The sequence below is a fragment of the Immundisolibacter sp. genome (assembly GCF_041601295.1).
GTDB lineage: Bacteria > Pseudomonadota > Gammaproteobacteria > Immundisolibacterales > Immundisolibacteraceae > Immundisolibacter.
In genome coordinates this window covers 1-14822 of the sequence record NZ_JBFIII010000014.1, presented here as the reverse complement: position 1 = coordinate 14822, position 14822 = coordinate 1, and the positions used below count along the sequence as shown (strand labels likewise).

14 protein-coding genes are annotated in these 14822 nt (G+C 63.7%); 8 read left to right on the top strand and 6 right to left on the bottom strand.

Annotation, left to right across the window (positions count from 1 at the left end; genetic code table 11):
- Positions 1 to 75 precede the first annotated feature (75 nt).
- The 5 genes from ABZF37_RS03185 to ABZF37_RS03165 all read left to right on the top strand — a co-directional run bounded on the left by ABZF37_RS03185 (position 76) and on the right by ABZF37_RS03165 (position 8822).
- Positions 76 to 1248 (top strand): MFS transporter, encoded by a 1173-nt coding sequence (locus tag ABZF37_RS03185; RefSeq protein WP_372716685.1) that lies wholly within the window; start codon positions 76 to 78, stop codon positions 1246 to 1248.
- Positions 1249 to 1336: 88 nt separating this feature from the next.
- Positions 1337 to 3157, top strand: coding sequence for an ABC transporter ATP-binding protein (locus ABZF37_RS03180; protein WP_372716683.1), 1821 nt, complete (start codon positions 1337 to 1339; stop codon positions 3155 to 3157).
- Between the two features lie 129 nt (positions 3158 to 3286).
- Positions 3287 to 5467 carry a PQQ-dependent dehydrogenase, methanol/ethanol family gene (locus ABZF37_RS03175; RefSeq protein WP_372716680.1) on the top strand — a complete coding sequence of 727 codons (2181 nt, stop codon included), beginning with the start codon at positions 3287 to 3289 and terminating at the stop codon, positions 5465 to 5467.
- Positions 5392 to 7572 (top strand): TonB-dependent receptor, encoded by a 2181-nt coding sequence (locus ABZF37_RS03170; RefSeq protein WP_372716678.1) that lies wholly within the window; start codon positions 5392 to 5394, stop codon positions 7570 to 7572. The genes ABZF37_RS03175 and ABZF37_RS03170 overlap by 76 nt, the downstream gene beginning before the upstream one ends.
- A gap of 233 nt (positions 7573 to 7805) precedes the next feature.
- The gene (locus ABZF37_RS03165; protein ID WP_372716676.1) at positions 7806 to 8822 is read left to right on the top strand and encodes a sterol desaturase family protein; all 1017 of its coding nucleotides are present in this window, start codon (positions 7806 to 7808) and stop codon (positions 8820 to 8822) included.
- A gap of 125 nt (positions 8823 to 8947) precedes the next feature.
- Here ABZF37_RS03165 and ABZF37_RS03160 read toward each other — a convergent pair whose 3' ends face one another.
- Positions 8948 to 10291, bottom strand: coding sequence for an SRPBCC family protein (locus tag ABZF37_RS03160; protein WP_372716674.1), 1344 nt, complete (start codon positions 10289 to 10291; stop codon positions 8948 to 8950).
- Between the two features lie 147 nt (positions 10292 to 10438).
- Here ABZF37_RS03160 and ABZF37_RS03155 point away from each other — a divergent pair, with 147 nt between their 5' ends.
- Genes ABZF37_RS03155 through ABZF37_RS03145 form a run of 3 tightly spaced genes read left to right on the top strand, consistent with a single transcriptional unit; the run spans position 10439 to position 12331 of the window.
- Positions 10439 to 10771 carry a carboxymuconolactone decarboxylase family protein gene (locus tag ABZF37_RS03155; protein ID WP_372716672.1) on the top strand — a complete coding sequence of 111 codons (333 nt, stop codon included), beginning with the start codon at positions 10439 to 10441 and terminating at the stop codon, positions 10769 to 10771.
- A gap of 32 nt (positions 10772 to 10803) precedes the next feature.
- On the top strand, positions 10804 to 11943 hold the full coding sequence (locus tag ABZF37_RS03150; RefSeq protein WP_372716670.1) for an epoxide hydrolase family protein: 1140 nt from the start codon (positions 10804 to 10806) through the stop codon (positions 11941 to 11943).
- A gap of 55 nt (positions 11944 to 11998) precedes the next feature.
- Positions 11999 to 12331 (top strand): transposase, encoded by a 333-nt coding sequence (locus ABZF37_RS03145; protein ID WP_372716668.1) that lies wholly within the window; start codon positions 11999 to 12001, stop codon positions 12329 to 12331.
- Between the two features lie 513 nt (positions 12332 to 12844).
- On the opposite strand, the gene ABZF37_RS03140 is transcribed toward ABZF37_RS03145, so the two are convergent.
- The 5 genes from ABZF37_RS03140 to ABZF37_RS03120 form a co-directional block, all read right to left on the bottom strand.
- Positions 12845 to 13573: a phosphatase PAP2 family protein gene (locus ABZF37_RS03140; protein WP_372716666.1), complete on the bottom strand. Its 729-nt coding sequence runs from the start codon at positions 13571 to 13573 to the stop codon at positions 12845 to 12847.
- 214 nt (positions 13574 to 13787) lie between these two features.
- Positions 13788 to 13985, bottom strand: coding sequence for a DUF2283 domain-containing protein (locus tag ABZF37_RS03135; protein WP_372716664.1), 198 nt, complete (start codon positions 13983 to 13985; stop codon positions 13788 to 13790).
- The gene (locus tag ABZF37_RS03130; RefSeq protein WP_372716662.1) at positions 13982 to 14218 is read right to left on the bottom strand and encodes a hypothetical protein; all 237 of its coding nucleotides are present in this window, start codon (positions 14216 to 14218) and stop codon (positions 13982 to 13984) included. The genes ABZF37_RS03135 and ABZF37_RS03130 overlap by 4 nt, the downstream gene beginning before the upstream one ends.
- A gap of 99 nt (positions 14219 to 14317) precedes the next feature.
- The gene (locus ABZF37_RS03125) at positions 14318 to 14464 is read right to left on the bottom strand and encodes a hypothetical protein (protein ID WP_372716660.1); all 147 of its coding nucleotides are present in this window, start codon (positions 14462 to 14464) and stop codon (positions 14318 to 14320) included.
- 162 nt (positions 14465 to 14626) lie between these two features.
- On the bottom strand, positions 14627 to 14822 hold a 196-nt coding region (locus ABZF37_RS03120), incomplete at its 5' end, for a hypothetical protein (protein WP_372716658.1).

Genomic DNA, 14822 nt, shown 5'->3' with positions numbered 1-14822 from the left:
GCTGGCGCCACCGCCGCCGGGCACCTTTTCTCGGCTGCGCGTCCTGCCACCGGGAGACCGCGCATAACCAGCACCGTGGCAGCACAGGCGTGGTCGCGCCCGGCAATTGCGCTGGGCGCCGCCACCATGGGCTGGAACTTCGGACTCGGGCTCACCCATATCGTGCTGCCGTTGTACGCGGCGCACATCGGACTTGATGCGCTGCGCATCGGCACGGTGCTCGGAGCGCCGGTCCTGCTGCAACTCGTGCTTGGCCTGTTCGGTGGCGCGGCAGCGGACCGCTGGGGCGGTCGCAACATTCTCATGCAGGCCGGTCTGACGATGGCGCTCGGCGGGCTCGCCTGCATCTTTGCCAACGGCTTCTGGACCTTGATCGTCGCGCAGCTGTTTCTGACCTATTCACGCGGAGTGTTCTGGCCCGCCTCGCAGTCGATTGCCGCATCCCTGCCAGGCGAACGCGCCGTGCATCTGGGACGGCTCAACGCGCACATGAGCATCGGACAGATATCCGGTACAGCGCTGGCTGGCGTTCTGGTGATGATGTTCGGTTATGCCGGTACGTTTGCCGTGTTTGCGGGCGTTGCCGCCCTGGCAATGGCCGCCGCCGCCACCCTGCCGTCCGTCCACCCGCCCGGCGAGCATGCCCCGGCCTTCGGGGTGCACTTCGGACCTTTGCTGCGTCGGCGTGCAATCTGGTTCGCGCTGCTGGCCGCCTTCCTGTGCGCGCAGCCGGTATCGCTCGCGCAATCGTTCTTTCCCATCCTGTTGCGCGACCTCGGATTCGCCGAAGGTGCCGTGGGGCCGCTGCTTGCGCTGCGTCCGCTAGGCGCCGCCGCGGCGGCGCTGCTGCTTGCCCGGATGCTCGGATCACGGGCCGGCATGCCACTCGCGCTTGGTGCCGGATGCGCCCTCGCCGTGCTTTTGTACGCGGCCCCGCTTGCCACCCAGGGACTGTCCGCGGGAACGCTGATCGCCCTGATCGGCGTGGCCTCCGGAATGCTGCTGGTGTACTACCAACTGGTCGTGGCGAGCGCGGCGCCGGCCCATGCACGCGGATCGGCTCTGGCCATCGGCGGTATGGGCTGGGGACTGTCCCATCTGACTGGGCCATTCTTCGTCGGCGTGATCGCCCAACGACACGGCTTGCCGACCGCGTTCCAGCTGTGGGCAGGATTCACGCTGCTGTTGGCGCTTGCGCTGGTGCCAGCCTACCGCTGGGCACGACAGGACCTGACCGAGCAGCATTGACGCCCGGCCAACGGGCATCGCACGCTTGATGCTCGCCCATGCCGGCTTGAACCGGACCCACCCCTGACCGCGCCGGATAGCCTGCATCTTGACTCCTGACACCGCCACCACACCGGGCCTTGCGGTCTCCATAAGACAGCTCGGCAGCTATTTTCATCGGGCCTTTCGGCTCGCCATCACCACCAATCCGCGCCTGGCGCTGCTGCTGGCCGGCTGCACCCTGATGGCCGGCGTGCTGCCGGCCGGCATGGCCTGGGTCGGCAAGCTGATCATCGATGGCGTGATAGCGGCGGCGGCCGGCACTGCCGACGCACAAGCGGTGGTGCAGCTGATCGGCGTGGAGGCTCTGCTGGTGGCCCTGATCGCGGCCGCGCAGCGCGGCATCGCGCTGTGCGAGTCGCTGCTGCGGGCACAACTGGGCTACCGCGTGAACGACATGATCCTGGCCAAGGCGTTGACGCTGGAGCTGGCGCAGTTCGAGGATTCGGAGTTCTACGACAAGCTCAGCCGCGCCCGGCGCGACGCCTCCACCCGACCGCTGAACCTGGTCCGTCAGAGTTTCGGCTTGCTGCAGAACCTCATCTCGCTGGCCAGTTACGCGGTGCTGTTGTCGCAATTGTCCGTGCTTGCCGTGGGCGTGTTCCTGCTGGCCGGGCTGCCTGCATTCCTGGCTGAGGCGAAGTTCTCGGGGGAGGCGTTTGCGCTGTTCCGCTGGCGCTCGCCCGATACCCGGATGCAGATTTATCTGGAAACCGTGCTGGCGCGCGAGGACCACGCCAAGGAGGTCAAGGTCTACGGTCTCGGCCGGCGCATCCTGGACCGCTACGGCGATATCTTTCGCAAGCTGTACCGGCGCGACCGCAATCTGGCCCTGCGGCGCGAAAGCTGGGGTTTTCTGCTGGGCCTGCTCGGTACCTTGGCACTGTACGGCGGTTATGGCTGGGTGGCATTGCAGGCAGTGGCGCAGCGCATCAGCCTGGGCGAGATGACTATGTACCTGCTGCTGCTGCGTCAGGGGCAGGCGGCGGTCACGGCCAGTCTGTCGGCACTCGGCGGCCTGTACGAGGACAACCTGTACCTGACCAATCTGTACGAGTTCCTGGAACAGCCGGTGCCGGAGGCGAGCGGTCGCACCCCGACCGGCGTGGCGCCGGGCGACGGCATCCGTTTCGAGGGTGTTTCGTTCCGCTACCCGGGCGCCACCGGCGACGCCGTCAGTGGCATCGATCTGCATCTTGTGCCTGGCTGCAGTCTGGCGCTGGTGGGCGACAACGGCGCCGGCAAGACCACGCTGATCAAACTGCTCACGCGCCTGTACCGGCCGACTCAGGGGCGCATCCTGCTGGACGGCACGCCGCTGGACGCCTGGGACGAGGCGACCTTGCGCCAGCGCATTGCGGTGGTGTTCCAGGACTTCAACCGCTACCAGTTCACGGTCGGCGAGAACATCGGCGCCGGTGACGTACACCATATGGTGGATGAGCCCCGCTGGCGCCAGGCAGCCGCCGACGGTTTGGCAGCGCCCTTTGTGGAAGCCCTGCCCGGCCAGTACCGGGCACAGCTCGGCAGCTGGTTCAAGGGCGGCCGGGAACTGTCCGGCGGGCAGTGGCAAAAGCTCGCCCTGTCACGCGCCTTCATGCGTCGCGAGGCGGACATCCTGGTTCTGGACGAACCCACCGCGGCCATGGACGCGCAGGCCGAGGCCGATGTTTTCGAGCACTTCCGGCGCCTGGCGGCGGACCGCATGGCGATCTTGATCTCACACCGATTCTCGACCGTACGTATGGCGGACGAGATCCTGGTGATGCGCGATGGCGCCATTACCGAACGCGGCACCCACGCAGCGCTGGTGGCCAAGGGCGGCCACTACGCGCGCCTGTTTGCGCTGCAGGCGGCGGGATATCGATGACCACCGGCCAGGGATCCTGTCAGGGGCGCGGGCTTTTGCCATAATGCCCCGCGCCGCCATAAACGGGCGTTAGGAATGTGCCGAGGACTTTGGCGCTTCCGTCGGAAAAGGACTTCGGAGGGGACACAGATGGGTGCAAGAAAGTCACGTTGGCTGGCGGCAGTCGCGGCAGTGTTCCTGTGCGGCGCCATTGCGCAGGCGGCACCCGGCGCGGTGGACGGTGCGCGCATCATCGACGCCGACAGCGAGCCCGGTAACTGGCTGGCGCACGGGCGCACCTATGGCGAGCAGCGCTTCAGCCCGCTGGACACCATCAACGACGGCAACGTCAGCGGCCTGAAGCTGGCCTGGTATTACGACACCGGCACCAAGCGCGGCCTGGAGGCCACACCCATCGTGGTGGATGGCGTCATCTACACCACCGGCGACTGGAGCCGGGTGTACGCCGTGGATGCTGCCACCGGCAAGCAGCTGTGGGCCTATGACCCGAAGGTCCCGCGCGAGTGGGGCGCCAAAGCCTGCTGCGACGTGGTGAACCGCGGCGCGGCGGTGTGGAAAGGCCGTGTCTACGTCGGCACCATCGACGGGCGCCTGGTCGCACTGGACGCCGGCACCGGCAAGCTGGCCTGGGAAACGCTCACTATCGACCGGTCCAAGCCCTACTCGATTACCGGCGCGCCGCGCATCGTCAAGGACAAGGTCGTCATCGGCAACGGTGGTGCCGAGTTCGGCGTGCGCGGCTATGTGTCCGCCTACGACGCCGCCACCGGCAAGCTCGCCTGGCGTTTCTGGACCGTACCGGGCGATCCGACCAAGGGTTTCGAGTCGCCCGACATGGAAATGGCGGCCAAGACCTGGAACGCAGCCGCCGAGTGGTGGAACGTGGGCGGGGGCGGGGGCACGGTATGGGATTCCATGGCCTACGACCCCGAGCTCGACCTGCTCTACGTGGGTGTTGGCAACGGCGCGCCGTGGAACCGCTGGGTGCGCAGCAAGGGCGAAGGCGACAACCTGTTCCTGTCGTCCATCGTGGCGCTGAATCCGGACACCGGCCGCCACGTATGGCATTACCAGACCACGCCTGGCGAGACCTGGGACTACACCGCCACCCAGCACATGATCCTGGCCGACATCGACATCGGCGGGCAGCCGCGCAAGGTCATCATGCAGGCGCCCAAGAACGGCTTTTTCTACGTGCTGGACCGGGCCACCGGGCAGTTCATTTCCGCCGAGAACTACGTCCGGGTGACCTGGGCCAGCCACGTCGATCCGGCCACCGGCAGGCCGGTAGAGACCGATCCGAACCAGTACCGCGACGAGAAGAAGCTCACCTTCCCGGCGCCGTTTGGCGGCCATAACTGGCAGCCTATGTCCTACAGCCCGCGCACTGGCCTGGTCTACATCCCGGCCATGGAGTTGCCGTTCACATTCGCGCAGGAAAAGGACTTCAAGTTCGGCCGCAACCCCTGGAACATGGCCGTGGACATGGCCGCGGCCATGCCCCCGGCGGACACCGACCCGGTGCTGGTCAACAAAGTGTTGCGCGCGCTCGCCAAGGGCCACATCAGCGCCTGGGATCCGGCCACGCAAAAAGAAGTCTGGCGCGTGCAGCACGACGGGCCATGGAATGGCGGCATGCTGAGCACCGCCGGCAACCTGCTGTTCCAGGGCACCGCCAAGGGCGAACTGGTGGCCTACCGCGCCGATACCGGCGACCGGCTGTGGAGTGCCAGCACGCAATCGGGCATCGTCGCGCCGCCGGTCAGCTACACGGTGGACGGCGAGCAGTACGTCGCCGTGATGGTCGGCTGGGGCGGAGCGCTTGGTTTGGCCGGCGGCATCGCGCCACGGGAAGGCGACGTCGTTGGCGGTCGCATGCTCGCGTTCAAGCTCGGCGGCACGGCTCAGTTGCCGCCTGCGCCACCGCCCGCGCCGTTGCCCGAACCGCCACCGCAAACCGCATCCCCGCAGATCGTGCGGCAGGGTCACGGGCTATACCATACGTACTGCTCGGTTTGCCACGGCATGAATGCCGAGGCGGGCGTGGTCGCCGATCTGCGCTACATGCAGCCGGCCACCCATGAACTGTTCAATGGCATCGTACTCGACGGCCTGTACAAGGACCTCGGTATGGTCGGTTGGTCCAAGTACCTGAAAGCCGACGATGCCGACGCCATCCACGCCTACTTGATTGAGCGCGCCCACGACGCCAAACGCGAACAGGCCGGCGGCTGGTGGCTGACGATCAAGGATTTTGTGTACGGCGTGATCGGCAGGATCGCCGCCTGGTTTATCACCCTCAGCGCCTGATCATCGTGACTCTGCGTCTGCACCGCCGCCTCGCGGCGGCCGCGCTTGTCTGTGCCGCCGCCGCACCGACGACAGGCAGTCATGCCCGGAATGACCCGGTCGACACGCCGGTTTCCCCCAAGCTGGTGATCGTGGTCGAGGCGCCGCGGGACATTTCCCTGTGGACCGCCGCTGGCAGCGGCAGCACCATCAGCGGGGCTGACATCCAGCGCGCTCGGCCGACCCACGCCAACGAGCTGTTCGGGCGCGTACCGGGCACCTGGATCAGCCGCGGTGACGGTCAGGAGAGCCTCACCGCCATCCGCTCGCCGGTGCTAACCGGCGCCGGCGCCTGTGGCGCCTTTCTGTTCATGGAAGACGGCATCCCCATCCGGCCGGCCGGTTTTTGCAACGTCAACAACCTGTTCGAGCTGAACTTCGCCCAGGCCGCCCGGGTTGAGGTTGCCCGCGGGCCGGCCGGTGGGCTTTACGGCGCCAACGCGCTGCATGGCGCCATCAACGTCATCTCCCCGCGTCCAGGCCCACGGCCCCTGATGTTTGAGCTGGAAACCGGGCCGGACGACACCGCCATCGGCCAGGTCTCCTATGGCACGCAGCATTGGCGCCTGGATGCCCAGGGACAGAGCACCAGCGGCTACCGCGACGCGGCGGATCTGGGCGAGCAGAAGCTCGGCCTGGGCCACCTGACCGATATCGGCCGCTGGCAGGTGGAGTCGCACCTTTCGGCCACTAACCTGAATCAGGAAACGGCAGGCTTTATTTTTGGCAAGAATGCCTACCGCAATGCGGGGCTACGCCGCGACAATCCCAACCCGGAGGCCTACCGGGACGCTTCATCCCTGCGCATGCACAGTGCCTGGCGCGCGACCGTCGGCGAGCATTCGGTGCTGTCCATCACACCTTATGCCCGTTGGTCGCGGATGGATTTTCTGCAGCACTTCCTGCCGGGGCAACCGACGGAAGAAAACGGCCAGCGCAGCGCCGGGGTGATCCTTGACCTGCGCCAGCCGCTGGGCAACGGCGGCGAATGGCGCTGGGGCGCGGCCGCCGAGTACGCAAAAGGGTTCCTGCAGGAAGTGCAGGCCGGTCCGGTGACGGAGGGCTCGGCCTTCCTCAAGGCCACCCGCCCGGCCGGCGTGCACTACGACTTCGAGGTTGCGTCCCGCATGGTGGCGTTATGGCACGCCATCGACCTGCCGCTGGACGATGCACAGCACTGGCACGTGCTGCACAGCCTGCGCGCCGAGCGCCTGGACTACGACTACGACAACCAGACCCTGACCGGCAACACCCGTGACGACGGCACCTCCTGCACCTTCGGCGGCTGCCTGTTCAACCGTCCGGCGGACCGCACGGACCACTTCAACAACCTGGCCGGCCGGGTCGGCCTACGTTATGGCGCCCCGGCCACCGGCCAGTGGCACGGCGCCTACTCGGTTGCCTTTCGCCCTCCCCAGGTAACCGAGCTTTACCGCCTGCAGCGCGGCCAGAGCGCGGCCGATCTGAATTCGGAGCGCCTCAGCGGCGTCGAACTGGGCTACCGGCGCGCCTGGAGCGACGCGCAGATCAGCCTTACCGCGTTTGGCATGCGCAAGACGCACTTCATCTTCACGGACGCCGCCGGCTTCAACGTCAGCGACGGGCGCACCAAACATTTCGGGCTGGAAACCGAGGCCAGCTGGCGGCCTGCCCGTCGCCACGAGCTGCATCTTTCCGCCAGTCTGGCGCGCCACCGGTACGCGTTCGATCGCGCCGCGAGCGGCGGCGAGATCATCAAAAACGGCAACGAAATCGACACCGCTCCACCGTTCATGGCCAACGCCCGCTGGTTGTATCAACCGCGTCGGGACCTGACCCTGGAACTCGAGGGCATTCGCATGGGCCCGTATTACCTGGACCCCGCCAATACCGCCCGCTACCCCGGCCACAGCCTGCTGAACCTGCGCGCTGACTGGGCCACAAGCACCAAGACGACCCTGTTCGCCCGCATCACCAACCTCACCGACCACGATTACGCAGAGCGGGCTGATCTGGCGTTCGGCAATTACCGCTACTTCCCCGGCCTGCCGCGACGCCTGTTTGTGGGCATTGAGTGGACACCCTGACGGGCCGCCATACCTTTCGACGCCGTTGTTGTTCGAGTCAACGCGGGCGAACCCGGAGCCGGACCCCGCCGAATCCCGGACAAACCAAGCGCATCTGAACCTGCCTGGGCAGCGTCTCGCGCCGATGGCACTAAAGACCGAGTGCGGCGTTCCGTGGCATGTAAAGTCTGGGCATGATGAAACCCATAGGCAACCAACCAAAGCCAGCTGGTCCGAACGTTGGATTCGGTCGCATGTGGCGGTGGGGCACGATAAGACAGACAGCACATGTCTGCTTCACGACCATCGCCGTGGTCGGTGTGTCGACCATGCTGACCGGTTTCGTCTGGTGGGCGATAGGTGGCTTACCGGACATCGACGTAAACCACATACGCCGCGCTTACTGGACGCTGCGCACGGCCCTGATTGATGAAGTCCTGACCAATCCTTACCTGTATCTGGGGGTAAGTGCGGTTCTGGCCTTGGAACTGCTCGTCCCGGCGCGAGAGAACCAAAACGTGTTCTCGTTTGGACTGCGGATGGATGCGGTCTATAGCTTGCTTCTGATAGCCTTCAGAATCGTGCTGTTGCCGATCTACTTGATATTTCTCGAACAGGTATATCGAAATTACCTGGCATTTCTGACCATCGACCTGTCATCACCATGGCCTTGGCACATCCGTTTCTTTCTCGGATATCTCGCCGTCGATTTTATCGGATGGCTCCATCACGTCGTCCGGCATAAGGTCAAGGTTTTTTGGGCGTTTCACATTGTACACCATTCCCAGCGCGAGCTGAATGTCTTCACAAACGACCGCGTGCATCCGGTGGACTACCTCATCGCCCGGACTGTGCGCTTCATCCCGTTCCTGATGCTACAGACTTCATTTGACCTGATTCTTGCCTATCTTTTCTTCCACGAACTCCACGATCGATTGAATCACAGCAACGTGAAGACGAATCTCGGCCTCCTCAGATATATCTTCGTCACGCCACAATCCCATCGTATCCACCATTCGATTCACCCTGGACACATCGACCGCAACTTCGGCGTTTCTCTGAGCATCTGGGACCGACTTTTCCGGACGCAATACCGTCGCTATGACGAGTACCCGGATACAGGCGTTCCATATACGGATTTTCCGAATGAAGAAAGCGGACGGCGTTTCGGCATCATCTATTACCTCGCCGCACAGTTCGCGTATCCATTCCAGCGGATTTGGCGATCGAGGCGGCGAACGCTGTTCAGTGCCTTGCCCATCGCAAGATGATTCAGCGGCCTTTTTAAACGGCTACTTTCGCTCCGGCACCGACTGGCGTTTGCCTGCTGCGACCGCGCTCGGATATCCCCCCAACCCAAAAGGCAAAGGCACCTCGTCCGGACTACGTTTTCGCATCACCCGCGGTCAGCGGCGCTCAACAAACGCAACCACTCGCGGAAAATAGCCGGCAGGTGAGTTTCGTCCTGAAAGCTGGGACTGCTTTGCACCGGCTGGATGCCCAGTCCAGCGGCCAGGGCATCAGCGCCGGGCTGTGCGCGACCCACGCCGCGGGCATAGGACTGCGGGCCGGTACTGGCGGCGCCCGCAAAGCCCGTCTGGCTGGCCTCGAACTCGGTCAGATCGTCCGGGGTCGCCAGGCCGGTGGCATTGAAGAAATCCTCAAACTGGCGCACCCGCAGTTGGCGGGCCTGCGGCGTCTCGCCACGGGGTGCCAGGCAGTAGACGCGGACTTGCGTCAGATCCGGAGCCAAGGGCCGAAACACGCGAATCTGGGTCGATGTCTGATCCATCAGAAACATGTTCGGAAACAGCAGCATATTGCGGATACGGTCGATCATCCAAGCGGTCTTGGCGGCGCCGAACTGTTCCGTCAGGCGTGGCCGCTGGGCGGCCAGCGGGCGATTTTCCGGCTGTGCCACGCCCGACCAGGCCAGGACGTGACCGCTGCCAAGATCGTAGGCGCCGCTGGCCTGCTCCATGATGCGGTCGTCGGCGATGGACTTGACCGGGTCGACCGCGCCCTCGGCCACACGGCGCATCACCATGCCGATGTAATTCGCATGGACGGTGCTGACGTGATAACCGTCCAGACCGTTCTCGGCATGCACTTTCCAGTTGCCGCGAAAGGTGTAGGTTGAGCTGCCACGCAGCACTTCCAGGCCATCCGGCGACTGGTCTACCAGCGCGTCGATGACGCCTTTGGCCGCCGCGAGGTGCTCCTGCAAACCCGCCACGTCCGCGTTCAGGGAGCCGAACAGGAAGCCCCGGTAGCTCTCCAGACGCGGCAGCGCGGTCAGGTCGCGCCCGCGCTCGGTAAACGCGGCTGGGTAAGCCCCGAGCGCCTGGTCCTTGACCTCCACGTTGCGGCCCTGATTGTCGAACACCCAGCCGTGGTAGGCGCAGGTCAGGAATTTGGCATTGCCGCGGCTGGTCCGGCACAACTTGGCACCGCGATGAGCGCAGGCGTTGATGAAACCCCGCACCTGACCATCGGCGCCGCGCATCAGCACTACCGGCCGGCGGCCCATGTGGGTAGCGAGCCAGTCCCCTGGACGCGGCACCTGGCTTTCGTGGGCCAGATACAACCAGGTGCCCTCGAAGATGTGCGCCAGTTCCAGTTCGAACAGCGCCGGGTCGGTGAAGATACGCCGGTCGACGGCGAACGCGCCGTCATCGGCCCCCTCGTGGATATACGACGCCGGGCTGGCCAGTGTCGGCAAGTCTGTCGGTTTGTTCATGAGGGCTTCTCCTTGCAGGTTTCCCAAGGGATCGGTGCGCTATGTATCGAGTGCTACCCAGTTATAGAAGTTCTGGGGGACACGGGAGCGCGGGACTATTATCGTGGTGATTTCCGATTTCCCGCCCGCACCTGAGGAACACAATAGATGGCCAATGTACCTGCTCCCGGCTTCGTCGATGTCATGCGCAGCCGCCAGCCCGAGGTGGGCGACGCCGTAGCCCAGTTGTTCGCCGCCGCCTTCGCGCCCGGCGAACTGCCACTCAAGATCAAGCTGCTGATCGCGCTGGGCATCGACGCCGCCGGGCGGCACCCCAACGGTTGCCTGCATATCGCCGACATGGCCCGCCAAGCGGGCGCCACCGAGCGCGAACTCGACGAAGCGCTCGGCGTCATCGCCGCCCTGTGCGGTACCGGTGGCCTGGCCACCGCGTCGGGTGTCTTCCACGAAATGCGCGGCGCGGGCTTCGGTAGCCTGTAAGCCGCAGCTTGTCACAGTCGCGCGAGGTCGCCATGAACAACACCATCACTCCCTTTGCCATCCACGTCGATGATGCAGTCATCGCGGACCTGCACCGTCGTCTTGCCGACACCCGCTGGCCGGAACAGGAAACCGTCGACGACTGGTCCCAGGGCGCGCCGCTGGCGTACGTGCAGGACGTGTGCCGCTACTGGCGGGAAGGCTACGACTGGCGCGCCAGCGAACGGCGCCTGAATCGCTTCGACCAGTTCATGACCAAGCTCGACGACCTCGACATCCACTTCATTCACCAGCACTCGCCGCACCCGCAGGCGAAGCCGCTGCTGATTACCCACGGCTGGCCCGGCTCCATCGTCGAGTTTCACAAGGTGATCGAACCGCTGGTAGACCCGGTCGCTCACGGCGGCAACGCGGCCGATGCCTTCCACGTCGTCTGCCCTGCCCTGCCCGGCTACGGCTTTTCCGGCAAGCCGGCGCACACCGGCTGGGGTATCGAGAAGATCGCCGGGGCGTGGAACGCCCTGATGCTCCGACTCGGCTATCCCACCTATTTCGCCCAGGGCGGCGACTGGGGCGCCGCGGTCACCGCCTCGATTGGCCAGCAAAACCTGGGCAACTGTCAGGCCATCCACATCAACATGCCGATCGTGGAGCCGGACCCGGCCACCATGCACGACCTGTCGTCCCTGGAGCAGGGCGCCCTGGCCGCCATGCAGTACTACGTCGACAAGGACTCCGGCTACTCGAAACAGCAAAGCACCCGCCCGCAGACGCTGGGTTACGGCCTGGTCGACTCACCCAGCGGCCAGGCGGCGTGGATTCTGGAAAAGTTCTGGGCCTGGACCGATTGCGACGGCCACCCGGAAAACGTGCTGACCCGCGACGAAATGCTCGACAACATCATGCTGTACTGGTGCACGGCCAGCGCCGCGTCGTCTGCCAGGCTGTACTGGGAAAGCTTCAGCAGCCTGTCGCGGTTTGAAATCGAGCTGCCGACCGGCGTCAGCATCTTTCCGAAGGAAATCTTTCGCGCCTCCCGGCGCTGGGCCGAGCGCCATTACAGCAATTTGATTCACTGGAACGAGCTGGACAAGGGTGGGCATTTCGCCGCCCTGGAACGCCCACAGGTGTTCGTGGACGAAGTGCGCGCCTGCTTTCGCTCGCAGCGCTGAATTTCAAGCCATGTAGCCTGGATGCAGCGCAGCGAAGTCCGGGTCTTCATCACCCATGGTGAACTACCGCCGCGCCACCGTCCCCGGAGCAAGCTATTTCTTCACGGTCACCCTGCGGGACCGCCGCTCAGGCATTCTGGTTGAGCAGATCGCAGCCCTTCGCGAAGCCCTGCAAACCACCAGGCGAGCGAGGCCGTTTCGCATCGACGCGATGGCCGTGTTGCCCGATCACATTCACGCCATCTGGACCCTGCCGCCGGACGATCAGGATTATTCCGGGCGCTGGCGTGCGATCAAGGCGGGCTTTACCCGAGCCATGCGCGAACGCGGAGTGCCTCTGCACGCCGACCGGAAAGGGGAATACGGCCTGTGGCAGCGCCGATTTTGAGAGCACCTGATTCGGGACGACACGGACTTCGCCCGTCATGTCGATTACATCCACTTCAACCCGGTCAGGCACGACCTGGTCGAGCGGCCCGTGGACTGGCCTTGGACATCCCTGCACAGATACATCCGGCAGGACATTGTTCCGCCCGACTGGGCCGCCAATATAGACGAGGGCCGATTCGGGGAGTAATCGAACCCCGGATTCCGCTGCGCTGCATCCAGGCTACGTTTGGATTTCTTTTTCCATGGCGTGTGGACGCTGGACATGGCCTGGTGCGTCGGTACCAACGGGTGTCTACTCAGTCCGATGATAGATGTAGCCTGGATGCAGCGTAGCGGAATCCGGGAGAATCCCCCATGGCCAGCCAACACCAAATCACCGTCGGCAGTAGCGCAAGTTAAAAGAGCATTTGGAAAATCCATGCCAGATCATTGTCCCGCCCAATCGGGACGTAAAAGGAGCGGTCGATTATGGGAATGACGGAACCCCGGATTCCGCTACGCTTCATCCAGGCTACGTTTTTCTGTTCAGGGTAAGCAGATACCCGCCGGTAGCAACGCACCAGGCAATGCCCAGCGTCCACAGGCCGTGGGAAAAAAAGTGCGCACCACGCAATTGCTGGCCTATGTCGAAGACCAGACCAAGCGCCAGCCCAAATGCCAGGCCATACCACCGGTACCGCGGGGAGACAACGCGAAAGTAGTAATAAAGCGCCACCCACGCATAGGCACTGCTGGCGTGGCCGGCTGGAAAACAGACGCCAGCCTCCTTACCGGGCGGCAAGGGCGAAAAGATGGGCACGTAAGCCAGCTCCCCGCCATAGCGCGACAAGTCCCATGGGCAGGTGACGTGCGTGAGATGCCGGAGCAGGGACACCGTCAGCGTGGTAACGGCAAAGCAGGCCAACAAGTACAGGTCAGCGGCACGCTGGCGTTCGCGACCTGCCCGCCAATCACGGATGATCAACCCGACCACTGCCAAGACCAGCAGTTGCACCAGATGACGTCCATATTCGTGGACGATGGTGGAGGTCAGAACGTGCCTTTTTAGCGCCCAGTGATCGCCTTCCAGGCGATACAGAAAATCGGCGAGCGCCAGGTCCCAGTGAAAATATTCGACCAGTCCGGCCACAACCAGGAACGCCAGTAGGGGATAAAGCAGGTGGGTCCTGAGCAAGCCGCAGTAGGGTGGGAAAAGCGCCGCGCGCCCACGCTGGTTTTCTGTCGAATTGACCGAGTTCACCCCCTATGCGCCGCCATCAAAGGCCCAGTGGTTCGAGACCCGTTCATTTGTTTGCGCACAATTGAGACACGTTGCCAGCCGTAACAACATCCGCGTGGGCACTCTGCGCTCTGCCCATCCCACGGCTCGCTATTTGTTTAGGAAAAGCAACCATCGTGAGGCATAACGCCGACCATCAGCCGCGCCGCTTTTTGGCGTCGGCTGGATGGGCTGGTTATGCCGCAATGCCTTCAACAATAAGATGACTTACGTCGGTTCGCTGGCTTGCATGCTCGAACGTAATTGCACAGACGTTGCCAGTTGCGTCGACATCAAGAATAGTGTTCTCATCGAGATCTTTGGACTCCGCTATGCCACTAGCGCGGAACTCGATATATAGCGTATCGGTGTCTTCGAAGTAGCTGACTTTCATTGCTTATACCCTCTATCAAAAAATGCGTTGTGCACGGTTTCTCCGTCCGGCAACAGGATTACTCGCAGATACCGATTTTCCATTCCTTCAATTCTAGCCCATCGCCTTATTCGAGCGTCTGCCTGTATGCGCTCTTTCTCAGGGAATTGGACAACGTGCTGAATCCATTCGTCCTTGATTATCTCTCGATCCGGCCTAACCCGGGTCACCTGGAAGTATTTCGTTGTCTTCACTGCCGTTGTTCCTTTTCGGCATAACGCCAAGCTAAGGGGTGCGCCGCTTTTGGTGCGTCCCAGCGAACAAAGTGAGCGTTCTTGAGCGCCATGTTAGGCCTAGTGTTTCCAGTAAGTTTTGCCTGGAGCAATTTTTACTGAACTTGGTTTAGAAAAGGCGGTTTCAACCACGTGAGGATTACCTACCACGCTCATCCAAACACTGAATACTGCGAGTGCAACCACAATGCCAATGAGTTTCGCCATGCTGCCTCCTATAAGCCCGCTGTTGGGTGGAGGCCTCGGCCGTAAACCATCGTCCCCCACATGCAACGCGTGCCCCAAGCTGGCAAGCAGGGCGCCAATGGTCACACGGAATCGATGGGTTTCGCTGCGCCCCGCCCATCCTGCCGCTGCGACCGTATCCCGTCACGTCACCCCGCCCGTGTTCTCATCCGTCGCCTTCACGCGGCGCAGTTTGGCGGCTTCGCCAATTTCGTAATGCCGGCCTTCGACGGCCATCTGCGCTTCGGTTTCGCATTGCTCTGACCAGAAACCAAGGTCGTAGCCGTGCCAGGGTTTTTTCAGTTCCAGGGCCGGCAGGCCGAGTTCCTGCCAGCGCTGG